At 68.4% G+C, this 20,602-nt stretch carries 21 protein-coding genes; 7 read left to right on the forward strand and 14 right to left on the reverse strand.

Features of this window, described 5'->3' with window-relative positions:
* Positions 1-95 precede the first annotated feature (95 nt).
* Both JJJ14_RS08640 and JJJ14_RS08645 read left to right on the forward strand, forming a co-directional pair.
* The gene (locus JJJ14_RS08640; RefSeq protein ID WP_003786637.1) at positions 96-326 is read left to right on the forward strand and encodes a glucose PTS transporter subunit EIIB; all 231 of its coding nucleotides are present in this window, start codon (positions 96-98) and stop codon (positions 324-326) included.
* A complete protein-coding gene (locus tag JJJ14_RS08645; RefSeq protein ID WP_201443877.1) occupies positions 323-784 on the forward strand; it encodes a PTS sugar transporter subunit IIA in 462 nt (153 codons plus the stop codon). Before JJJ14_RS08640 ends, JJJ14_RS08645 begins: the two co-directional genes overlap by 4 nt.
* Before the next feature lie 147 nt (positions 785-931).
* Here JJJ14_RS08645 and malQ read toward each other — a convergent pair whose 3' ends face one another.
* Positions 932-3,145: a 4-alpha-glucanotransferase gene (malQ, locus tag JJJ14_RS08650; protein WP_201443878.1), complete on the reverse strand. Its 2,214-nt coding sequence runs from the start codon at positions 3,143-3,145 to the stop codon at positions 932-934.
* Positions 3,146-3,578: 433 nt separating this feature from the next.
* Positions 3,579-3,806, reverse strand: coding sequence for a glucose PTS transporter subunit EIIB (locus tag JJJ14_RS08655; RefSeq protein ID WP_009407368.1), 228 nt, complete (start codon positions 3,804-3,806; stop codon positions 3,579-3,581).
* A gap of 368 nt (positions 3,807-4,174) precedes the next feature.
* Here JJJ14_RS08655 and ptsP point away from each other — a divergent pair, with 368 nt between their 5' ends.
* Both ptsP and JJJ14_RS08665 read left to right on the forward strand, forming a co-directional pair.
* Positions 4,175-5,872, forward strand: coding sequence for a phosphoenolpyruvate--protein phosphotransferase (gene ptsP / locus JJJ14_RS08660; RefSeq protein WP_101559689.1), 1,698 nt, complete (start codon positions 4,175-4,177; stop codon positions 5,870-5,872).
* Positions 5,869-6,849, forward strand: a complete 981-nt coding sequence (locus JJJ14_RS08665; protein WP_201443879.1) for an acyl-CoA thioesterase — start codon at positions 5,869-5,871, stop codon at positions 6,847-6,849. The genes ptsP and JJJ14_RS08665 overlap by 4 nt, the downstream gene beginning before the upstream one ends.
* A gap of 246 nt (positions 6,850-7,095) precedes the next feature.
* Here the strand turns inward: JJJ14_RS08665 and JJJ14_RS08670 are convergent, their stop codons facing one another.
* Both JJJ14_RS08670 and ettA read right to left on the reverse strand, forming a co-directional pair.
* Positions 7,096-7,800 (reverse strand): M23 family metallopeptidase, encoded by a 705-nt coding sequence (locus JJJ14_RS08670; protein WP_201443880.1) that lies wholly within the window; start codon positions 7,798-7,800, stop codon positions 7,096-7,098.
* A gap of 157 nt (positions 7,801-7,957) precedes the next feature.
* Entirely contained in the window at positions 7,958-9,640 is a 1,683-nt protein-coding gene (gene ettA / locus JJJ14_RS08675; protein WP_201443881.1) for an energy-dependent translational throttle protein EttA, read from the reverse strand.
* A gap of 193 nt (positions 9,641-9,833) precedes the next feature.
* Here ettA and JJJ14_RS08680 point away from each other — a divergent pair, with 193 nt between their 5' ends.
* Positions 9,834-10,418, forward strand: a complete 585-nt coding sequence (locus JJJ14_RS08680; protein ID WP_442859440.1) for a methylated-DNA--[protein]-cysteine S-methyltransferase — start codon at positions 9,834-9,836, stop codon at positions 10,416-10,418.
* Here JJJ14_RS08680 and JJJ14_RS08685 read toward each other — a convergent pair.
* From JJJ14_RS08685 to JJJ14_RS08695, 3 genes are all read right to left on the reverse strand, one after another.
* Positions 10,357-11,316, reverse strand: coding sequence for a CPBP family intramembrane glutamic endopeptidase (locus JJJ14_RS08685; RefSeq protein ID WP_236592784.1), 960 nt, complete (start codon positions 11,314-11,316; stop codon positions 10,357-10,359). The genes JJJ14_RS08680 and JJJ14_RS08685 overlap by 62 nt on opposite strands.
* 123 nt (positions 11,317-11,439) lie before the next feature.
* A complete protein-coding gene (prfB, locus tag JJJ14_RS08690) occupies positions 11,440-12,561 on the reverse strand; it encodes a peptide chain release factor 2 (protein ID WP_010613489.1) in 1,122 nt (373 codons plus the stop codon).
* Between the two features lie 100 nt (positions 12,562-12,661).
* Positions 12,662-13,573 carry a LysR family transcriptional regulator gene (locus JJJ14_RS08695; protein ID WP_201443882.1) on the reverse strand — a complete coding sequence of 304 codons (912 nt, stop codon included), beginning with the start codon at positions 13,571-13,573 and terminating at the stop codon, positions 12,662-12,664.
* A 72-nt stretch (positions 13,574-13,645) separates the two neighbouring features.
* Between JJJ14_RS08695 and JJJ14_RS08700 the strand changes: the two genes are divergently transcribed.
* Positions 13,646-14,002, forward strand: coding sequence for a CBU_0592 family membrane protein (locus JJJ14_RS08700; protein WP_003786661.1), 357 nt, complete (start codon positions 13,646-13,648; stop codon positions 14,000-14,002).
* Positions 14,003-14,069: 67 nt separating this feature from the next.
* Here the strand turns inward: JJJ14_RS08700 and JJJ14_RS08705 are convergent, their stop codons facing one another.
* The 7 genes from JJJ14_RS08705 to JJJ14_RS08735 all read right to left on the reverse strand — a co-directional run bounded on the left by JJJ14_RS08705 (position 14,070) and on the right by JJJ14_RS08735 (position 18,972).
* Positions 14,070-14,576 (reverse strand): glycosyltransferase, encoded by a 507-nt coding sequence (locus JJJ14_RS08705; RefSeq protein ID WP_201443883.1) that lies wholly within the window; start codon positions 14,574-14,576, stop codon positions 14,070-14,072.
* Entirely contained in the window at positions 14,573-14,986 is a 414-nt protein-coding gene (locus tag JJJ14_RS08710; RefSeq protein ID WP_201443884.1) for a hypothetical protein, read from the reverse strand. The genes JJJ14_RS08705 and JJJ14_RS08710 overlap by 4 nt, the downstream gene beginning before the upstream one ends.
* A gap of 156 nt (positions 14,987-15,142) precedes the next feature.
* Positions 15,143-15,616 (reverse strand): TadE family protein, encoded by a 474-nt coding sequence (locus JJJ14_RS08715; protein ID WP_201443885.1) that lies wholly within the window; start codon positions 15,614-15,616, stop codon positions 15,143-15,145.
* A complete protein-coding gene (locus JJJ14_RS08720) occupies positions 15,606-15,836 on the reverse strand; it encodes a hypothetical protein (protein WP_201443886.1) in 231 nt (76 codons plus the stop codon). Before JJJ14_RS08720 ends, JJJ14_RS08715 begins: the two co-directional genes overlap by 11 nt.
* An 84-nt stretch (positions 15,837-15,920) precedes the next feature.
* A complete protein-coding gene (locus tag JJJ14_RS08725; RefSeq protein WP_201443887.1) occupies positions 15,921-16,874 on the reverse strand; it encodes a type II secretion system F family protein in 954 nt (317 codons plus the stop codon).
* Entirely contained in the window at positions 16,871-17,722 is an 852-nt protein-coding gene (locus JJJ14_RS08730) for a type II secretion system F family protein (protein ID WP_020991685.1), read from the reverse strand. Before JJJ14_RS08730 ends, JJJ14_RS08725 begins: the two co-directional genes overlap by 4 nt.
* Positions 17,722-18,972: a CpaF family protein gene (locus JJJ14_RS08735; protein ID WP_201443888.1), complete on the reverse strand. Its 1,251-nt coding sequence runs from the start codon at positions 18,970-18,972 to the stop codon at positions 17,722-17,724. The genes JJJ14_RS08730 and JJJ14_RS08735 overlap by 1 nt, the downstream gene beginning before the upstream one ends.
* A 287-nt stretch (positions 18,973-19,259) precedes the next feature.
* Between JJJ14_RS08735 and JJJ14_RS08740 the strand changes: the two genes are divergently transcribed.
* Positions 19,260-20,567 carry a phosphotransferase gene (locus tag JJJ14_RS08740; RefSeq protein ID WP_201443889.1) on the forward strand — a complete coding sequence of 436 codons (1,308 nt, stop codon included), beginning with the start codon at positions 19,260-19,262 and terminating at the stop codon, positions 20,565-20,567.
* Positions 20,568-20,602: the final 35 nt, after the last annotated feature.

The raw sequence follows: 20,602 nt of genomic DNA on the forward strand, positions 1-20,602 counted from the left end.
CGCACCTGACTGCACCTGCCCATGCCCTGACGCCTCATCTCGGCACCATCACCCACTGAGCCCGGCAAGCACCCGGGCAGACCCAGGAGGAACCCATGTCTCAGGCACAGAGCATCGTCGACGCCCTCGGAGGATTCGACAACATCGTGGAGATCGAACCCTGCATCACGCGGCTGCGCTGCGAGCTGGAGGACGGTTCCCTCGTGGACGAGCCGGCCCTGAAGACCGCGGGAGCACACGGTGTCGTCAAACTCGGCGACATCGTGCAGGTCGTGGTCGGCCCCAACGCGGACACCATCGCGGAGGACATCGAGGACCTGCGGTGAGCCTGACCGTCCAGTCGCCGGTATCCGGCGTCGTCGTCGCTCTCAGTGACGTTCCCGACCCCGTCTTCTCCGGCAAGATCGTCGGCCCTGGTGTGGCCATCACCCCGGACACCGCTGACGGGGGCGAGGTCAGCGCCCTGGCACCGATCAGCGGAACCATCACGAAGATCCATCCCCACGCCTACGTCATCACCAACGACGACGGCCACAGCGTCCTGGTCCATCTGGGGCTGGACACCGTGAGTCTGGGGGGCAAGGGCTTCACCCTCCTGGCCAGTGAGGGAGACACCATCGATGCGGGCAGCCCCGTCATCAGCTGGTCGCCGACTCAGATCCAGGCCGGCGGACTCAACCCGATCGTCCCCGTCATCGCCCTGGAGGGTGACGAGACTGATCTGGAGCCCGTATCATCAGGCCGCATAACGGCAGCCGGCGACACGCTCATGACCTGGGCGTAGACCCGAACGCGCTCCCGGTCCCATCGGACCTCGACCGCTTAATGTGTGGCCCCGGCCGTCATCGTGACGGCCGGGGCCACTGCGTCTCAGCACGTCGCCCGCCTCAGGCCCGTCTGCAGCCCAGTGGGCGCGGAGCCTGTAGTGGCATCAGTCCCGAGAAGCCATCTCGTCGCGCACGACGCTCAGCAGGCTGCCCAGGCGCGCGTTCTCGGGCAGGTCGTCGACCAGGACGACCTCTCCCGCGCCGTCGGCCAGAGGAATCCGCCAGTTGGGGTACTCCTGGTCGGTGCCGGGCTGGTTCTGAGCGCGCCGCTCCCCCACGCCGTCGACCAGGGCGACGCCGACCAACACCGAGGGGGTGCGCACCACGTAGCGGTGCAGGGCCTCAACGACCTGACGCTCGGTGGGGGCATCCCCCAACAGGCCGTGCTCGCGCAACCGGGAGGTCATCCGGTCGCGCTCGATGCGCGCCTCGGTACGCACCTGCTCGACCGGCTCGGTGAGCAGGCCGAGGCGCTCACGCAGATCGACGTGCTCGTCAGCCAGGTAGCCGGCAGTCGGGGGAAGATCGTGGGTGTTGACCGTGGACAGGGCGAGCCGGCGGTAGTCCTGGGGCTGGAGGGGCCAGCCGTCGTGCTGCTTCTCGAACCACAGGACACTGGTTCCCAGCACACCGCGGCTGGCCAGGTAGTCGCGCGCCCAGGGCTCCACGGTCCCCAGGTCCTCACCGATGACCACAGCGCCGGCCCGGTGAGCCTCCAGCAGGACGACGCCGAGCATGGCCTCGTGGTCGTAGCGCACGTAGGCGCCATGGTCCGCCCCCATGCCCTCGGGGATCCACCACAGGCGGAACAGGCCGATGATGTGGTCCACGCGCAGTGCGCCGGCGTGACGCAGGACCGTGCGCACCATGTCACGCAGAGGGGCGTAGGCGCTGCGCGCCAGGTACTCGGGGTTCCACGGCGGCTGGGACCAGTTCTGGCCCTGCTGGTTGTACATGTCCGGCGGAGCCCCCACGGTGACTCCGGAGGCGAAGGCCTCCGGGTTGGACCACACGTCCGCCCCCTGGGAGTGCACTCCGACGGCGAGGTCGTCCATGATGCCCAGGGCCATCCCCGAGGCCAGGGCCTCGGCCTGCGCGCGAGCCAGCTGCTCGTCGACGATCCACTGCAGCCAGGCGAAGAAGTCGATGCGCTCGGCCAGCTGGTGCGCCTCGTTGGCGACGTAAGCGGAGTCCGCCTCCCGCAGCGTGGCGGGCCAGTTCTCCAAGGACCCGTGCTTCTCCACCAGCGCGCTCCACAGGGCGAAACGCTCCAGCCCCTCGCCCTGCTCGGCCCGGAAGCGCTCGAAGTCTCGCTGGCGGGAGTAGGAGCGACCGGCGGCGAAGATGACCTCGAGGGCCTCGCGCTTGGCCTTCCACACCGCGTCGCGGTCGATCGGCTCGGCGCTGAGGTCACTGTCCTTGACCTCTTCGAAGGCCCACTGCACCAGCGAGCGCTTGGGGCCGGACAGACGGGCCACCTCAGGGATGTTCTCCGGCCGGATGTAGAGGGGGTTGACGAAGCGACGTGTCACCGGCAGGTAGGGCGAGTGGGTCATCGGCGCCACCGGCTCAGCCGCGTGCAGCGGGTTGATGAGCAGGAAGTCGGCTCCCTGGTCCCCCAAGAAGGCGGCGAGCTCAGTGAGATCGTCGGTGTCACCGGTCCCCCACGACCCGCGCGAGCGGGTCGAGTACAGCTGGGTCATGACCCCCCAGCCCCGGTCTCCGAGAGACTCGGGCAGATCGAGATGGTTGGGGGTGACCGCCAGCGCCGAGGTCACGGTGATGGTCTCCGCCTCGCCGTCGGCGGGCGGCGCGGCATGAGCCCCCTGCGGGGCGGCCTGGTCCGTGGAGCCGGGGCTGACCTCGGCGATGATCCGGTGCCATCCCAGGGGCAGATCGGCTCCGAGGATGAAGGAGGCACGGCCGCGCTTGACGCCGTCCACCTCACGGGGCACGGTCCAGTCCTCAGTCTGAGTCAGCTCACGGATGTCCCCGTTCTCGAGCTCGACGCGCACCCGCACCTTGGCGCCGTCGGGCACGTAGACGGGGACGGTCGACTCCACACCGCCGCGCGTGACGACCGTGGGGGCAAGCGCCTGCCGCCAGGGGGCGTCCTCGACCTCTCGCAGAGCGCGCCCGATCTCCTCCTCGGAGTTGATGCTCACCCCTAATGCGGCCAGCACGGCCCTGAGAGTAGCGCTTGAGGGTGAGGCAAGGTTGCCGTGATAGTCCCAGTACTCGGTGGAGACACCGTGCGCCTCAGCCAGTTGCTTGAGGCTCTCGGAAGCAGGTAACAGGTCGTCGTTGAACTCGTTCATGTGCGTGGTTCAGCCTTGCGTGAGCAGATGTGCGATGGAGCGCCATGGAGCGGGCGTGGAGCAGGGTTGCGCTCCGCCATCACCCCTGGGGATGGATGGGTCGGATCGGGATGCGGGCGCTAGCAGGACTAGCAGTGTCCAAGTGTGCCCTAGCGGCTGAGGGTTGTGCACCCGCCGCACCGTGTCTCCTGACGTTTTGCTGCAACTGTTTCACCGTGAAGCCGCGCAATGGCGCCACTGCCGTTGAGCCGCCCGGGACCATGTGCCCAGGAACGCGCAGCCGGTCGGCGATCAGCGGAGCGGACGGCGAGATCGGGTCACACGTCCCGACATGCGCCCACCGCTGTCCGGGGAAAGGCAGGCCGCCCGGCTCCGCGTTGCAGGTGCTGGAGCCGGGCGGGTGCGCAGACCCTCCGGGAACGGGGCGATCAGTTCAGAGCGCTGCGATCTCCGAGGCGAGGCTGTCCGCCGTGGGCCCCACGACGACCTGGACGACGCGGCCCGAACGCACCACGCCGAAGGCGCCGGCCGCTCGCAGCGCCTCCTCATCCACCTTCGTCTGGTCGGCTACCTCGACGCGCAGACGCGTGATGCAGGGCTCGAGGTCGGTGATGTTCTCCTGGCCGCCGAGACCGGCGACGATGTCTGATGCAGTGCTCATGGCTTCTCCTTCCCGGTTCCCGCCCTTGCGCAATCCCCGTCTGTCATGCGCGTGGTCGGGCAGCTGAGGTCCTTCGTGCTCGCGATCACTTTATCCCACCTCCGCGTTGTCCGCGGCGAAGAGTTCCAGTCGGCAGGAAGACGCGTGCGCACGCGGGCCGCAGGGCCTGCTGCACAGCGGACGACCGCGCCGGAGGATCTCCTTCCTCGCATGACGGGGCTCACTCACGTAACCTTACGGGAACGCGATAGATGCCTTGACGCGCCCACAGAGGAGATCGTTATTCCCCTGGCGGAAACGTCTCTTTCCGGCCGCACTCGGGGCACAATGAGCAATGATCCCCATTCGTCTCCGATGAGGAGCACCACATGACAGCGTCCGACACCACCTCCACAACCCTGTCCGGCATCGGTGTGAGCCCTGGCCTTGTGGCCGGCCCCGTCGCCAGGATGGCACCTCCCATTCCTGAGCCCGAGATCGCGACCCTCGAACCCAGTCGCGATGTCGAGAAGGAGTGCGAGCGCATCGCGCTGGCGGCCCAGCAGGTTAAGAAGGGCCTGGAGCTGTCCGCGGCCGAGGCCAAGGCCGAGGCACGCACGCTCCTCGAGACCACCGCGCAGATGGCTGCCGACCCCACCCTGACCTCGACGGCGCAGGCCATGGTGCGCGAGAAGCGCCTGGTTCCGGAGCGCGCCGTGTGGGAGTCCGCAGGAACTCTGGCCTCCATGCTGGAGTCCCTGGGCGGCTACATGGCCGAGCGCACCCGTGACGTCCAGGACGTGCGCGACCGCATCGTCGCCGTCCTGACCGAGTCCCCGATGCCCGGGATCCCCCGCCTGCCCGAGCCCTTCGTGCTCGTGGCGGCCGACCTGGCCCCGGCCGACACCGCGCTGCTGGACCCCGAGAAGGTCATCGCCTTCATCACCTCCGAGGGCGGCCCCACCTCCCACACCGCGATCCTGGCGCGCGCACTGGGCATGCCGGCGATCGTCGGCACTGGCGAGAAGGTCACCGATGCGCTGGCCGAGGGCGACATCGTCCTGGTCGACGGCACCAAGGGAAGCATCACCCTCAACCCCTCCGAGGACGCCCTGCGCCGGGCGCGAGAGCTCGCCTCGCGCGTGCGTGTCTTCAACGGTGACGGAGCCACGAAGGACGGCCACGAGGTCCAGCTGCTGGCCAATGTCGGTGACGCTGCCGGCGCCCGTAGCGCCGCCGAGGCCGGAGCCATGGGCATCGGCCTGTTCCGCACCGAGTTCTGCTTCCTGGACCAGCCCGAGGAGCCCACGGTGGAGGCTCAGGTGGAGGCCTACCAGGGTGTCCTCGAGGCCTTCCCCGGCAAGAAGGTCGTGGTGCGCACCCTCGACGCCGGAGCGGACAAGCCGCTGCCCTTCCTGACCGACGCCACCGAGGCCAACCCGGCGCTCGGTGTGCGCGCCTACCGCACGACGCGCCGCGACCCCGAGGTCCTGGACCACCAGCTCGAGGCCCTGGCCAAGGCCGAGGCCGCCACCGAGGCGAAGGTGTGGGTCATGGCCCCGATGATCTCCACGGCCGAGGAGGCCGAGGCCTTCACGCAGAAGGCCCGCTCCTACGGTCTGAAGACGGCCGGAATGATGATCGAGGTGCCCTCGGCCGCGCTCATGGCCGACAAGCTCTTCGAGCACGCCGACTTCGCCTCGGTGGGCACCAACGACCTCACCCAGTACGTCATGGCGGCCGACCGTCTGCTGTCCTCGCTGGCGGATCTGTCCACGGCCTGGCAGCCGGCCGTTCTGCGTCTGATCGGCACCGCCTGCGAGGGTGCCTCACCCAAGGGACGTCCGGTGGGCGTGTGTGGTGAGGCCGCCGCGGACCCGGCGCTGGCCGCCGTCCTCGTGGGCCTGGGGGTCGCCTCCCTGTCCATGACGGCGCGCGCTCTGCCTGATGTTGACGCCGTCCTGAAGTCCGTCACGCTCGCCGAGTGCCAGGAACTGGCGAGGATCGCTCTGGACTCCGCGACGGCTGAGGACGCGCGCTCGGCGGTGCGCGCCAAGCTGCCGATCCTGGAGGAGCTCGGTCTGTGACAACCCCATACCCCGTCCCCGCCGCCACGGAGGAGCCCCTCGGGTCGGTGACCCGGATCCTCAGCCTGGCGGCGGGTGACGGGGAGGATGTCTTCTCCGGGGGCTCCCTGCCCCAGCTCTCGGGCCGGGTCTACGGAGGACAGGTGGTGGCCCAGGGCATGCTGGCCGCGGCCGCCACGATCGAGGACGACGGCGACGGTGAGCGTCTACCGCACTCGGTCCATGCCTTCTTCATGCGGGGCGGTCAGCCCGACACACCAATCACCTTCGCCGTCGAGCGCCTGCACGACGGGCGGTCCTTCTCCCAACGGCGCACCGCCGCCTCCCAGGAGGGCACGCCGATCCTGACGATGCTCACCTCCTTCCAGGAGGAGCAGGAGGGCGCCGACCTCCACGTGGAAGCCCCCGTAGTTCCGCGCCCCGAGGACTTGACGAGCGCTCTGGAGATCTTCCGAACCATCGATCATCCGGTGGCGCGTTTCCTGGGGCGCACGGCGGCCTTCGACCTCAGGCACGTGGAGGGCAACCTCTACCTGCGCCCCGCCAAGGAGCGCACCGGTCGCCAGCACCTGTGGATGCGCTCACGCAGCCGCATCCCGGAGCAGACCTCCCAGACCGTGCACCGGGCGCTGCTGGCCTACGTGTGCGACCAGGTGATGCTGGAGCCGGTGCTGCGAAGCCAGGGACTGTCCTGGCGCAGTGAGGGCATGAGCCTGGCGACCCTCGACCACGCCCAGTGGTTCCATCGCGACGTCGACATGGGCGACTGGCTGCTCTACGTGCAGGACTCCCCCTCCTCACAGGGCGGCCGCGGCATGGCGCGCGCACAGGTCTTCGACTCAACCGGCCGGCTGGTGTCGACCATCGCCCAGGAGGGCATGGTCCGCATGCCCACTGGCTCCCGGTCCGACGGCGGCTCGGGACGTTGGCGGATCCGCATGGGAGAGGGCGACGACGGCAGCGCCATCCCCGGCTGACGCCCGCCCCTTGAGGACACGGATCGAGGACTGCGTTCTCCATCCAGGACGTACTTCTCCCCCATACGACTGCGGCCGGATCTCAGAGGTTTGCAGGAGAACGCAGTCCTCGCCGGAGAAGTACGTCCCCATTCAGGAGCTGCGCACTGCGCCGCAGGCCCATCCCCCGATTCTCACCACGATCTGGTCGCAGCGCCCCGCGACCGATCAGCACGCCGGATCTGAGGCTCATTCCATGACGTCATATCAAGGTTGAGCGACGACCGCCCCCTGCTCGGGGCATGACTGTCGCCGAAGTGCCCAGGGAGCACCCTGCTGCGGGCTGCGTTGCCGGAACTCCTCAAAACGGAGCGGAACCCCCTTCGCGATACGGAGATCTGGACTGTCCATCGCTTGGATGTGAAGGTGGGGCTGCGTGGAGTTCCCGGAGTTGCCGCATCGACCGATCTGATCGCCTGCGCTCACCCGGTCGCCGGACGACACCTGGACGGAGCCTCGCTGAAGGTGCACGAGTCCCACGCAATGAGGCCCCTCGGCAACCTGGATGATGATGTGGTTTCCAGGGATGGCGGGAAGTCCCTGCCGAATTCGTTGGGGCTGACTCAATCCGTACGGGATGCGAGTCAGGACGGAACGGCGCGCCACGTGGTCGGGCTCGCCGTCGTGAACGGAGACCACGGTTCCCGCAACGGGCGAGTGCAAGGGACGACCGAAGGCGTGGAAGAGCTCTGGCGGTTCGGGGGTGAAGAGCGCACGCATGCTGCGTGCTGGAGCCGTGAGACCATCGTCGTCGACGGCGACAAAGTCAAACGCGTACGTGGTGGCGAACAGGTGAGTCCCATGGCTGGGAACGCGGCGTGTGGGACTGCGCTCGGTCAGCCACTGCCCGTCGAACGGAAGCTTCCCGATAACGCCGCCTTCGGGGATGAGTCCTGGGGTATTCCTACTCATCATGACACCTCCACCAGCACCTTAAGTGCAATCGACTCCAACCGACAAGACGTATGAAGTCGCCTTCTGAAGCAGGACGAGAAACGCCATTCCCTCGGCAGCCTGGCTGAGGGAATGGCGCTTCTCCTTCTTACGCGGTCGACCGGGCGGGCTCCACTCAGTCCCGAGTCAGCTTCCGGTAGGTGACCCGGTGGGGGCGGGCCGCCTCGGGGCCGAGGCGCTCGACCTTGTTCTCCTCGTAGGAGGCGAAGTTCCCCTCGAACCAGTACCAGCTGGCAGGGTTCTCGTCGGTTCCCTCCCAGGCCAGGATGTGGGTGGCCACGCGGTCGAGGAACCAGCGGTCGTGGGTGATGACCACGGCGCAGCCGGGGAACTCCAGCAGGGCGTTCTCCAGGGAGCCCAGGGTCTCGACGTCGAGGTCGTTGGTGGGCTCGTCCAGGAGGATGAGGTTGCCGCCCTGCTTGAGGGTCAGGGCCAGGTTGAGGCGGTTGCGCTCTCCGCCGGAGAGGACGCCGGCCGGCTTCTGCTGGTCGGCCCCCTTGAAGCCGAAGGAGGCGACGTAGGCGCGCGAGGGCATCTCCACGTTGCCGACCTGGATGTAGTCCAGCCCGTCGGAGACAACCTCCCAGAGGGTCTTCTTGGGGTCGATACCGGCTCGGGACTGGTCGACGTAGGAGAGCTTGACGGTCTGACCGATCTTGAGTTCTCCGCCGTCGAGCGGCTCCAGGCCCACGATGGTCTTGAACAGGGTGGACTTTCCGACGCCGTTGGGGCCGACGACCCCGACGATGCCGTTGCGCGGCAGGGTGAAGGAGAGCCCGTCGATGAGGGTGCGCCCGTCAAAGCCCTTGTTGAGGTTGGTGGCCTCCAGGACCTGGTTGCCCAGGCGGGGCCCCGGCGGGATCTGGATCTCCTCGAAGTCGAGCTTGCGGGTGCGCTCAGCCTCGGCGGCCATTTCCTCGTAGCGGGCCAGACGGGCCTTGGACTTGGCCTGGCGTCCCTTGGCCGAGGAGCGCACCCACTCGAGCTCCTCCTTGAGGCGCTTGGCGAGCTTGGCGTCCTTCTTGCCCTGGACCTCGAGGCGCTTCTCCTTGGTCTCCAGGTAGGTGGAGTAGTTGCCCTCGTAGGGGTAGAGGTGACCGCGGTCGACCTCGGCGATCCACTCGGCGACGTGGTCAAGGAAGTAGCGGTCGTGGGTGACGGCGATGACGGCGCCCTGGTAGCTGGCCAGGTGCTGCTCGAGCCAGAGCACGGACTCGGCGTCGAGGTGGTTGGTGGGCTCGTCCAGGAGGAGGAGGTCGGGGGCCTCGAGAAGCAGTTTGCACAGGGCGACGCGGCGGCGCTCACCACCGGAGAGGTGCTTGACCTCGGCGTCCGGTGGGGGGCAGCGCAGGGCGTCCATGGCCTGCTCGAGCTGGGAGTCGAGGTCCCAGGCGTTGGCGGCGTCCAGGGCGTCCTGGAGGGTGCCCATCTCCGCCATGAGGGCGTCGAAGTCAGCGTCCGGGTCCGCCATGGCGGCACTGATCTCGTTGTAGCGGTCCAGCTTGGACTTGATCTCGGCAACGCCCTCCTCGACGTTGCCGAGTACTGTCTTGTCCTCGTTGAGCGGGGGCTCCTGCAGGAGGATGCCGACGCTGTAGCCGGGGGTCAGGCGGGCCTCGCCGTTGGAGGGCTGGTCGATGCCGGCCATGATCTTGAGGATGGAGGACTTGCCGGCGCCGTTGGGGCCGACCATGCCGATCTTGGCTCCGGGGAGGAAGGCCATGGTGACGTCGTCGAGGATGACCTTGTCACCGTGGGCCTTGCGCGCCTTAATCATCTGGTAGATGTACTCAGCCACTGCTCGTCTGCGCCTTTCGTCAGGGTGTGAGCGGAGGTTCTGCGCGACGACGGCGATCGATCGGACCGTCCGTGCGCACCGTGGCCAAGCCTAAGGGAGCCCCGGAGCATTGGCGACGACGGCGGAGGTGAGACGGTGCACGCGGATCCGCAGCGAGCAGATGCGCGGCAGAACCGTGCTCGAGCGTGACAGCATGAGCACCACGAGGAACACGAGAAAGGAATCGATGCACTACCTCAACCATTACGAGTCCCCCTTGGGAGCCATGACCATGGCCAGCGATGGTGAGCACCTCACGGGCCTGTGGTTCGACGGCCAGAAGTACGACCGCTCGACAATCAGCGACGAGGCTGTGGTCCAGCCGCTCCTGCCTGTCTTCACGCAGACGGCCCGGTGGCTCGACGCCTACTTCGAGGGCACCGACCCGGGCTTCACCCCGCCGATCAGGGTCGAGGGCTCCGACTTCAAGAAGATGGTCACCGCCATCATGCTCTCCATCCCCTTCGGCGCCACCAGCACCTATGCTCGCATCGCCACGGAGGTCGCCCGGCGTACTGGCCGGAGGCACATGTCGGCACAGGCCGTGGGTGGCGCGGTCGGACACAACTCGATCGCTCTCATCGTGCCGTGCCACCGCGTGCTCGCCTCCGACGGAAGCCTGCGCGGTTACGCCGGAGGAGTCGACCGTAAGGAATGGCTCCTGAAGATGGAGGGCGTCAACATGTCTGGCCTGTCAACGCCGCCAGACGCTGACGACGGCGGTGGAAGGCGAGAATGAGAAGACCGACCGCTGCCCAGAGCAGGCCCTGGAGAATCCAGGTGATCGACCCGTGAGGAAGATGCAGCCAGTCCGACAGCATGTCGTTCGCCACATGAATTCCTCCGTGCACGCCGATGGCCGCCCAGGTCGACCCGGAGATCGTCCGAACGATCAATGCCGTCACCGCAAATCCACACGGTGGAGCGAGATACGTGAGGTGCTCCAGCAGGTTCTGCTGACCCCCTTGGGATAGAAGGTGAAGAACAGTGAACCCGAGGACGCTGGACACTGCTGCACAACGCGTCTCGCCCAGCGAGGAGAAGAGCCAGCCTCGCCAGATTATCTCTTCAGGGATACCCTGCAGAAGAAAGGCCTGAGAGAAGATCGTCACAGCCATAATCCACCAAGGCCGGTCCGGAACCCCCTCATTCCCACCAGCAAGACCGAGGGCGTGGACAATACCGGCGACCGCGAGATTCACCGCGACTGCAACGAGAACCATCCCCACCACCCACAACAGGGCTCGACGATCTAAACGCAAACATAGGCTGACGCGGCGGCCGCGATCAAGAGTACGACGCAGCACATAGCACAGCATGAGAACCAGAATCGTTGCCGTCCCATAGAGCAACAGAACGAAGGCAGCCATGACTAAGTCGTCGGCATTACCCTGGGGATGCGAGTGCGCGAGAGCAAAGGACCGGACAGCAGGAATCTGACTCAGTAAAGGCGGCGTGAGCGCACAGGCGAACATCATCGCAAACGCAATCACGATGCGCAGAACCTTTCCGCCCGCGGGGAGGCGACGACCTTGATCCGATCGATCCCCACTGAGATCCGAGGACTCAAGAGACGAGAGCGTTGATGAGACTTCCACCGACCGAGGTTTTCCATGTGATGTACTCATGAAATTCACGGTACGCCCACCATTTTGCGCTCTCAATCGCACCCCGGAAGAATCAGGGGCGCACCGAAAAGAAATCAGGGACCCCTCCGGGGGATCCCTGACTCCGATGCCGTTTCTGATGAAGCGAGCAGATCAGTCCTCGGCCGTTTCCTGCTGCTTGCGCCAGCGGATGCCGGCGTCGATGAAGCCGTCGATGTCGCCGTCGAACACCGAGTCGGGGTTACCGACCTCGAAGTTGGTCCGCAGGTCCTTGACCATCTGATAGGGGTTGAGAACGTAGGAGCGCATCTGGTCCCCCCAGGAGGCCTTGACGTCCCCGGCGAGCTCCTTCTTCTTGGCGTCCTCCTCCTGCTGCTTGAGCAGGAGCAGGCGCGACTGGAGGACGCGCATGGCGGCGGCGCGGTTCTGGATCTGGGACTTCTCGTCCTGCATGGAGACCACCAGGCCCGTGGGCAGGTGGGTGATGCGCACGGCGGAGTCGGTGGTGTTGACGCTCTGCCCGCCGGGGCCCGAGGAGCGGAAGACGTCGATGCGGATGTCGGTCTCGGGGATGTCGATGTGGTCGGTGGACTCGATGAGCGGGATGACCTCGACGGCGGCGAAGGAGGTCTGGCGGCGGCCCTGGTTGTCGAAGGGGCTGATGCGCACCAGGCGGTGCGTGCCGCCCTCGACGCTCAGGGTCCCGTAGGCGTAGGGCGCGTGGACCTCGAAGGTGACCGACTTCAGGCCCGCCTCCTCGGCGTAGGAGGTGTTGAGGACCTTGACGGGGTAGTCGTGCCGCTCGGCCCAGCGGGTGTACATGCGCAGGAGCATCTCGGCGAAGTCGGCGGCGTCCACGCCGCCGGCGCCCGAGCGGATGGTGATGACGGCGTCGCGGGGGTCGTACTCGCCGCTGAGCAGCGTGCGGATCTCTAGGTCGGAGAGGTCCTTGCTGATGGCCGCCAGGTCCGTCTCGGCTTCGGCGAGGATCTCGGCGGCGTCCTCGCCCTCCTCCTCGCCGGCGAGCTCGACCATCGCCTCGAGGTCCTCGATGCGCTCCCCCAGGCTCTCGACCCGCTTGAGGTCGGCCTGGGCGTGGGACAGCGCGGAGGTGACCACCTGGGCGGAGTCGGGGTCATCCCACAGGTCGGGTGCGGAGGCCTGCTCGGAGAGCTCGGCGATCCGGGCGCGCAGGGCCTCAGGGTCGGTCACCGCGGCAATGGAGGCGTAGGTGTGTCGGAGTCGTTCGATCTCAGCGGAGAAGTCAGTGGCCACGAAGGGGAGTCTACGGCAGAACCTGCGAGGGGCGCCGTCGGGGCGGACTCAGGCTCGCTCGACGGCTCGTCACTCCCACAGTGGTCCCCTCATCTGTCACTCACCCCAGCTCAATGCCCTGGGCCTGGGAGAGCAGCGCCTCGAGCACCGCGCGTGTCGCCGGGCCCGGCTCGGTGCGGGTCGATCGGTGGCGCACCACCAGCTGGCGCACGCCCAGCCCGGGTAGGCGCACCACACTGAGCTCATCGGGGACGAGCCCGGAGTAGACGGCCAGCTCGGGTAGAAGCGCGCAGCCCAGGCCCTGACTGACCATGGCCAGCACGACGTCGTAGTCATAGGCGACGTGCCGTGTCGTCAACGGCACTCCCAGCTGGCGCTCGAGACGGTCCAGGGCGAAGGCGCCGGCGGTTCCCGGGGCCAGATCGATCCAGGTGGCGCGCGCCAGGTCCGCCAGGGTCGAGGGCGCCGCCTGCTCGGCCGGCACGACGACGAGCCAGGACTCGTCCAGCAGCGGGATGTCGACCATGCCCCGAGGCGCCGCGGGCAGCGTGTGCTCGTCACGCTCGATGAGGACCAGGTCGAGCTCGCCGCGACGCAGGCGGGGCAGGGCGTTGCGCTCCTCGACCTCCTCGACGATCACCTCCAGCTCGGGGCTGGTGGCCGCCAGCGAGCTGAGGAGGGGCAGCAGGAGCGCCCGGACGGCGGAGGCGAAGCTCCCGACACGCACCACACCGGAGGGGATGGAGTCGTCCAGGTCCGCCAGCTCGCGGCGCACGGTGGTCAGCTCGTCCTCGATGCGCTCGGCCGCGTCCGCCAGAACCTTCCCGGCCGCCGTGAGCACGGCTCCGGTGGGCGTGCGATCCAGGACCCGGGCGCCGCACTCGCGCTCCAGGAGGCGAATCTGCTGGGAGACCGCCGACGGCGTTATATGAAGGAAATCTGCCGCTGCGACGACTCCTCCGGCTCGATGGACGGCCAATAGAACCGAGAGCCTCTGGGGCAATACCTGCATGAAGTAAATCTACATCCCTCATGCAGATAGATGCGATTGACCTTCATTCGGGGGTGTCTAAGAATCGTCCCCGTGAACGACGTGCTCTCCTCCCTCATCTCTATCGGCGGCTGGATCGGTGCCGCTGAGCTCCTCGTGGCCTACTTCCTGGTCTCCAAGGGCACGATCGCCGGCGATTCGCTCAAGTATCAGGCCCTCAACATCACCGGCTCCGTGCTGCTGACGATCAACTGCGCGAGCTCCGGCGCCTGGCCCAGCGTCATCGCCAACGCCTTCTACCTCCTGGTGGGGCTCAACATCCTGTTCACGGTGAAGCGGGCCTACATCGCCCAGCTCTCGCGCCGGCAGACTGAGGAGCTGCGGTCCCGGATGCATCTGCGCCGGCACCCCTCCCCCGTGGTCTCGGCGGGCTTCGTCGAGCAGGCCTGAGCGGCGGGCCGCCTCCGGCCACACACAACCTTTCACCCATCCATCTCGACGCAGTGAGTCCGCCGACTCACTGCGTCGTCGTCATTCGGGCAGAGCCGGTGGCGGTGATGGTGAAGCCCTCGGCCGGGAGGATCCCCCAAGGAAGGAAAGGCGGGCGGGAGCGGGCCTGCAGCGTCACGACGGCGGTCCGGCTGTCAGTAGCCCGGGCGCTGACGATCATGACCCCTTCCAGCCTGGCCGCTGCCGGTTGGGCGGACAGGTCCTCGGCCGCCTTGCTCCCCACCCCTGCGTCGGTGAGGGACCCGGGTGCTTCATCCGTGACACCGCCCCCGTAGTAAGGGTGCGCCTCCACGCTGTCGGCTCCCGCGGCAGCAGCCGAGTCCGCCAGTGACGTGAGGGTCTTGAGGTCGAGGTAGACGGCGGTTGCCGAAGCCGCAACGAACAGCAGCGCGAGGACGACGCAGATGAGCCCGACCCCCAGGAGAAGCGTCTGCCCGTCCTCCTCGCGGTGCAGCCGACGCAGCAGGGCGCGGGCCCGACCTCGGACGGCCCTGGGAGCGGAGTTCCGGTTCACGGCTCCTCCTTGCCCGGCAGGGTGATGGAGCGCTCAGTGGCCACCACGACGACGTCCCGGCCGATCCCCAGCGAGGCGAAGCCCGGCAGGTCCACACCGACTGAGACTTCGACCATCGCCGCCTGTCCCCGGGCGCAGCCGTGAGCACAGGTGATCGACAGGGAGCCCGACGGGTCGGCATCGATGCCCTGATCGGACAGGGACAGCTGCATGGCCAGCTGCGCGTTGTCCATCGCGTAGGGCGAGTCATCGACCTCCAGCACCCGGCTGGCGGCGTCGGCCGCCGAGGCGACGGCGAAGGTCGTGGCCTGGAGCTGGGCGAGCGTCACCACCAGGTAGAGCACGGGCACCACCAGGATGGCGCTCCACCCGATGAACTCGACGATCGCATTGCCCTCCTCCTGGCTCATGAGCCGTCGGACGGTTCGGCGACCTTCCCTGAGTGCCTCTCGGAGCCGGCTGACTGCCCTTCCGGCGATGAGGGCGGGGGCCGGCACCGCCCTCGGCGACCGCGGCGCGGCTCGGCGACCGCGACGCCTTGAGCCGACCATGCCTACCACCCGAGCTCACCTCTCCTGGATCAGGGAGGACTCATCGATGGCGTGCCCGGTAACCCGAAGTGTCCCTCCGGGGCCGAACAGCCCCAGGACCGGGAAGGGCGCTGTCACCGTCACCTCAACGATCCTCAGGTCGCCGGAGGGCACCCGCGAGACGGTAACGGTATCCACGTAGCCACGCCTGAGGGCGGCGTCGGTCAGAACCTGCACCCGCTGGCGCGCCTCGGCCTCCGTGCCCCCGACCAGTGCGGCTCGACGAGCGCCGTCACCCGCAGCGTCGGTGAGGACGTTGCGGGCGTAGACCCCCAGGGCCACCTGGAGGAGCGCCACGAACACGACGATGACGAGCGCACCGACCATGACGAAGTCGACGACGGCCGAGCCCGACTCGTTGTGCTCGCGCGGACAGGGGCGACCCAGATGGGGCGGGACGCGGCCAGCCCGGTGGAGCAGCCTGAGGCGAGGCACTCGTTCAGATCGCACTGGTCACCTTCGCGATGGCGTTGAGGAAGACCTCGGTCAGCGTGCTGCCGGCCACCGTCCACAGAGCCACGACGAGCCCCGCGGTCATGAGGGTCACCAGGACCCAGCCGGGGACGTCGCCGCGCTCATCGCGCAGATCGATCCGGGCCGTACCGGTGGCAGGCCACGACCGGGAACCGGGGTGAGGGCGGCGGGATGTGGGAGGGATGAGGCGCTTCATGACTGCTCCTTGCTATCGGTCGGGATTCTGGGCAAGAGGACGGAGGCCGATTGGGCTCCACAGGTGCGGGAGGGTGGGGGCGCTTCACACCCCCAGCCTGAGGACGAACAGTCCCGGGAAGAGGGCGAAGACGACGGTAATGGGCAGGACGAGGAAGACCACGGGGACCATCTGGGCGATCTCCCGTCTGCCGCCCTCCTCCATGAGGTCCTGGCGCGCCGCCTCACGCACGTCGGCGGCCTGGGAGCGTAGGACCTCGGCCAACGGTGTGCCGCGCTCAAGGGCCACGATGATCGCCTCGCACAGACGGGTGACGTGGACGGAACCGACTCGCCGCTCCATACGGTCCAGGGCTGTGGACAGGACCGTACCGGAGCGAATGTCGGTCAGAGTGCTGCTCAGCTCGTCGACGAGGTCGCCCCGGCCCAGCGCGACGATGCGCTCGATGGCTGGCACCGGCCCCTGACCGGCCCCCACCGCCAGGGCCAGCAGCTCGACGACGTCGGGCAGCTGCGCCTCGATCCGTGACAGCCGCTTCGCCACGGCCCGGCTGAGCCACCAGTCGCGGGCAGCGGCCCCGGCCACTGTGCCCATGAGGCACAGGAGGATGAGCGCGGGCACGTTGACGGAACGGGCCAGGGCCGCCAGGCCGCCTGCAGTCAGGACGAGCAGGAGCGCCGTCGTCGACCACAGGACCTGCTGGAGGCGGAACTGATCGACCCCCAGTGACGACCCTGATCGCGTCAAGCGCCGCCGGACCGAGTCGGCCGACGAGCCCAGGGTGTCCATCAGCCTGCCGAGACTGAGAGCACGTGCGGTGGAGGCCATGAGCAGGCCGACGACGGTGCTCCCGTCAGAGGTCGGCCCTGCCGGAGCGGCCAGCAGGCCGGAGGTCGTGGGCCGGCGGTGGACGTAGGGCTCCAGGCGGGCCATGAGTGTGGGGCGACGTCGGCGGAGGGCCGAGATGACGCACAGGACGCCCAGGGCCCCCAGCAGCCCGGCGAGTCCTCCGGTGAGCATCGCGTTCATGGGGTTCATCGCAGCGTCCTCTCCTCCTCGGGCAGCCGCCCCAGGCGCAGCATGAGCCGGTAGGCGATGACCGATACAACGGCTCCGATCAGGAGAATGACGGCTCCGGCGCCGGTGGCGTAGGCCGCTGCTGCCTGAGGCCGGCTGGACAGCAGCGCCAGGACCAGCCACGGGGCGGCGACCGCGACCTTGGCGCCGTTGACGGTCCAGGACTGGCGAGCCTCGAGCTCACCTCGGGTGCGCATGTCCTCACGCAGCATCTGCGACAGGGAACGCAGCAGCGTCCCCAGGTCAGTGCCTCCGACCTCGTGGGCCAGGCGCAGGGCCTCAACGATCCGGTCGGCGACCGGGTCTGCGAAACGGGCCTTGAGACGGTCCAGGGAGCTGTCGAAGCGGGCCGAGGCGGCGTAGTCGGTGGCGAAGGCCCGGAACTGGGGGCGGACTGCCTCCGGGCCGCGCTCACCGAGGTTGGTCAGCGCCTCCGGCAGGCTCATGCCCGCACGAACGCCGGAGACGAGGGTGTCGACGGCCTCGGGCCACACCTCGCGCAGCCGGGTGCGGCGGTTACGCGCTCGCGAGGAGATGACAAGGAAAGGAATCGCCGTGAAGATGGCGGTGAAGGCCACGGCCACCGGCCAGGCTCGGGACATTCCCAGGAAGACCAGACCGATCAGCAGCCCCAGCCCGATCGACCCCAGGACGAACATCGCGGGGCTGGTGCGGCCGGCACCGGCCTGGACCAGGATGTCGGCCAGGAGACGGGAGCGCCTCGAGCGCCACTGAGGCGGGTCGGAGGTGCAGGCCATCCAGATCAGGAGCAGCCCCACCCCGCCCAGGAGCCCAGCGACGGCGCCCATCAGAAGGCCTCCTGGGGGCCTGCGGGGCGGGAGCTGAGCAGGGCGGTGAGGTCGTGACCGGCCCGATTGAAGCGCTCGGCGGCGTCAGGCGCTCCGGCGCCCCGGACGAGGTTGCCGGTGGGGTCGCGGTGGAAGACGTCGGAGAGCTCGATGATGCCGTTCTCCACCCGGCCGGACAGGGCCGCGACCTCTCGCACCGTACGGCGCCCGCTGCGATCCAGGTCGAGGTGGACGACCAGGTCGATGGCGCTGGCGACGGTGGGGACCACGAAGTCGCTGGAGACGTTCTCCCCCGCCAGCAGCGGAAGCGTACAGATCTTGATGATGGCCTCCCTGGCGGAGTTGGCATGGATGGTGCACATGGACGGAAGGCCCGAGTTCATGGCGATGAGGAGGTCCAGGGCCTCGGCCTCGCGGACCTCTCCGATGAGGAGGCGGTCGGGGCGCATGCGCAGGGCCTCCTTGACCAGGCGCCGCAGGCTGATCTCTCCGACGCCCTCAAGGTTGGGCGGCCGGGTCTGCATGGCCACGCAGTCACGGTTGCGCAGGGCGAGCTCGAAGACCTCCTCGCAGGAGATGACCCGCTGCGCGCCCGGGATCGCTCCGGCCAGTGCCCTGACCATGGTGGTCTTGCCGGCCTGGGTGGCGCCCGAGACCAGGATGTTGAGGCCGGCCTGCACGGAGGCGTCCAGGAAGGCGGCGACCTGGCTGGTCAGTGAGCCCATACGCACGAGGTCGGCGGTGCGGGAGGCGCGGGAGGTGTGCTTGCGGATGTTGACCGCCCAGTGCTGGGAGGTGATGGGTGGGATGACGACGTGGAGCCGCTGTCCCCCGGCGAGCTGGGCGTCGACGAAGGGGCTGGACAGGTCCAGGCGGCGCCCGGAGGCCCGCAGCATCCGTTCGACCAGGACCGCGAGGTCCTCACTCTCCAGGATCGTGGTGGTCAGCTCGGGGCGTCCGGAGCGGGCGACGAAGACTCGGCCGGGGGCGTTGACCCAGATCTCCTCAATGGACTCGTCGTCGAGGTAGCCCTGGAGCGGGCCCAGTCCCGCCATGGAGTCGAGCACGTGGGTGCGTGCCCCCTTGGGATCGATGAGCGGCGGGACGAGTCCGGCGTCGGAGCGACGCAGATAGTCCTCCTCGGCCTGGGTGACGAGCTGGTCGAGGTCGGAGGCGTCCTTGAGAGGGTCGATGCCGCGAGCGCGCACCAGCTCGCGAACCTCGGTCAGGAGAAGATCGGCAGCGTCCATGATGCCTCTCAGCGTGGGAGTCGTATGAGGGGAGGAGTGAGGATGATGTGAGGACCGACCCGGGGCTCTGCACTGAGCCGTGACACACCAGCCGGTCGGTGACCATTGTCACGGATAAACTCTAGGGCACCTGGTCACACCATGGCCACCACCTCAACATAACCTGTGGATAACATCGGTCTTCTGGCACATTCCTCAAGCCGTTGCCCACGTCCCTGAACGTTTGCCGCCAGCGGACGGGCGCGGCTGTCCTGCGAGACATAGGACCTGTCGCCTACGGTTGGACCATGTCACAGCCTCCGCAGTCCCCGGACGCCCCCGGCACCACTGATGTCGACGGCGGTGTCGACAGCCTTGCCGATGAGGTGACCTCCGACGTCGAGCACGCTGAGGCTCAAGCCGGCGATGAGGACAACCACCAGCAACAGGCTGAGCCCTCCGATCAGCGGTCCGACGAGGACTATCGGGCGCCCGTGGTCGTGGCCCCGCTGCCGGGTGCCTCGGCCGAGCCGCCCCGGAGCAGCACGCCGGCCCGGCAGGCTCAGCCCGCCGAGACTCCTCGCCCTCGCCACTCCGCGCTCTCTCTGGCGGCGATGGCGAGCGTCGCCGTCGGTGGCCTCAACCCGACTCGGCTGGCGCTGCCGCAGTCCGAGACCCCTGAGCGCCACATCATTGGCGTCATCGACACCCAGGGCCGCCACTGGGAGGTCCATGAGGCCCGCAACGATGCCGTGGGCGCCTCCTTGGAGGCCGAGGCCGAGGTGCTGCGCCGCATCGGACGGGTCGTCGACGACGGACGGCTCTCCTTCGATGTTCCTCGCGTCGCCGGGTCCCTGCGTCAGAAGGACGCGCACATTCAGGTCCGCTCCCATGTGGAGGGCAAGCCGATCCCGGTGGAGATGCTCCGGCCGGGGCCGGGGATGTCGGCGGGCCTGGGCAAGGCGCTCGGTGAGATCCACGAGCTGTCCATGACGGTGATCTCCGAGGCCGGTATGCCGGTCTACGACGCCGAGGAGGTGCGTCGGCGCTGGCTGAGCCTGCTGGACGACACCGCCGCGACGGGCAGGACGCCACCGGCGCTGCTGGGGCGCTGGGAGCAGGCCCTGGAGGACACCGCCCTGTGGCGCTTCCGCCCCACTGTGGTCCACGGCGACCTCGCTGAGGAGAACGTCCTGGTGGCAGGTGGCACGGTGGTGGCCGTGCGGGGCTGGTCCCAGGCGCATGTGGGAGACCCCGCCGAGGACCTGGCCTGGGTGTACTCCTCGGCGCCGGTGGACTGCCTGGACTCCATTGAGGACGCCTACGACATCGCCAGATCCGAGGGCGTTGACCGCCACCTGCGTGAGCGGGCCGAGCTGGTCAGTGAGCTGAGCCTGGCGCGTTGGCTGCTGCACGGGGTGAGGACCGGGGACAAGCCGGTCATCAATGACGCGGTGGCGATGCTGGAGGACCTGGCCGCCCAGGTGGGTGACGCCCCGCTGGTGGAGCCGGCCACGCCCCGGCTGGCACCGGTGCCCGGGGTTCGCGAGCCGGCTGAGCCTGATGCCATCACCAACCCGGTGGCCATGGTGCGCGTCGACGACGAGGAGAGCTGACGGGCACGCCGCTCTGCGGCCCTTGTCTCACTGCG

This window comes from Actinomyces sp. HMT 175 (assembly GCF_016694895.1).
Lineage (GTDB): Bacteria > Actinomycetota > Actinomycetes > Actinomycetales > Actinomycetaceae > Actinomyces > Actinomyces oris.

What these genes read in the sequence shown, in the direction of transcription:
- ptsP (WP_101559689.1), top strand. Translation starts at nt 4,175, where the DNA reads ATGACAGCGTCCGACACCACCTCCACAACCCTGTCCGGCATCGGTGTG.
- JJJ14_RS08655 (WP_009407368.1), bottom strand. Translation starts at nt 3,806, where the DNA reads ATGAGCACTGCATCAGACATCGTCGCCGGTCTCGGCGGCCAGGAGAAC.
- JJJ14_RS08740 (WP_201443889.1), top strand. Translation starts at nt 19,260, where the DNA reads ATGTCACAGCCTCCGCAGTCCCCGGACGCCCCCGGCACCACTGATGTC.
- JJJ14_RS08680 (WP_442859440.1), top strand. Translation starts at nt 9,834, where the DNA reads ATGAGCACCACGAGGAACACGAGAAAGGAATCGATGCACTACCTCAAC.
- JJJ14_RS08730 (WP_020991685.1), bottom strand. Translation starts at nt 17,722, where the DNA reads ATGGGCGCCGTCGCTGGGCTCCTGGGCGGGGTGGGGCTGCTCCTGATC.
- JJJ14_RS08640 (WP_003786637.1), top strand. Translation starts at nt 96, where the DNA reads ATGTCTCAGGCACAGAGCATCGTCGACGCCCTCGGAGGATTCGACAAC.
- JJJ14_RS08720 (WP_201443886.1), bottom strand. Translation starts at nt 15,836, where the DNA reads ATGAAGCGCCTCATCCCTCCCACATCCCGCCGCCCTCACCCCGGTTCC.
- JJJ14_RS08735 (WP_201443888.1), bottom strand. Translation starts at nt 18,972, where the DNA reads ATGGACGCTGCCGATCTTCTCCTGACCGAGGTTCGCGAGCTGGTGCGC.
- JJJ14_RS08670 (WP_201443880.1), bottom strand. Translation starts at nt 7,800, where the DNA reads ATGAGTAGGAATACCCCAGGACTCATCCCCGAAGGCGGCGTTATCGGG.
- JJJ14_RS08695 (WP_201443882.1), bottom strand. Translation starts at nt 13,573, where the DNA reads ATGCAGGTATTGCCCCAGAGGCTCTCGGTTCTATTGGCCGTCCATCGA.
- JJJ14_RS08710 (WP_201443884.1), bottom strand. Translation starts at nt 14,986, where the DNA reads ATGAGCCAGGAGGAGGGCAATGCGATCGTCGAGTTCATCGGGTGGAGC.
- JJJ14_RS08725 (WP_201443887.1), bottom strand. Translation starts at nt 16,874, where the DNA reads ATGAACCCCATGAACGCGATGCTCACCGGAGGACTCGCCGGGCTGCTG.
- malQ (WP_201443878.1), bottom strand. Translation starts at nt 3,145, where the DNA reads ATGAACGAGTTCAACGACGACCTGTTACCTGCTTCCGAGAGCCTCAAG.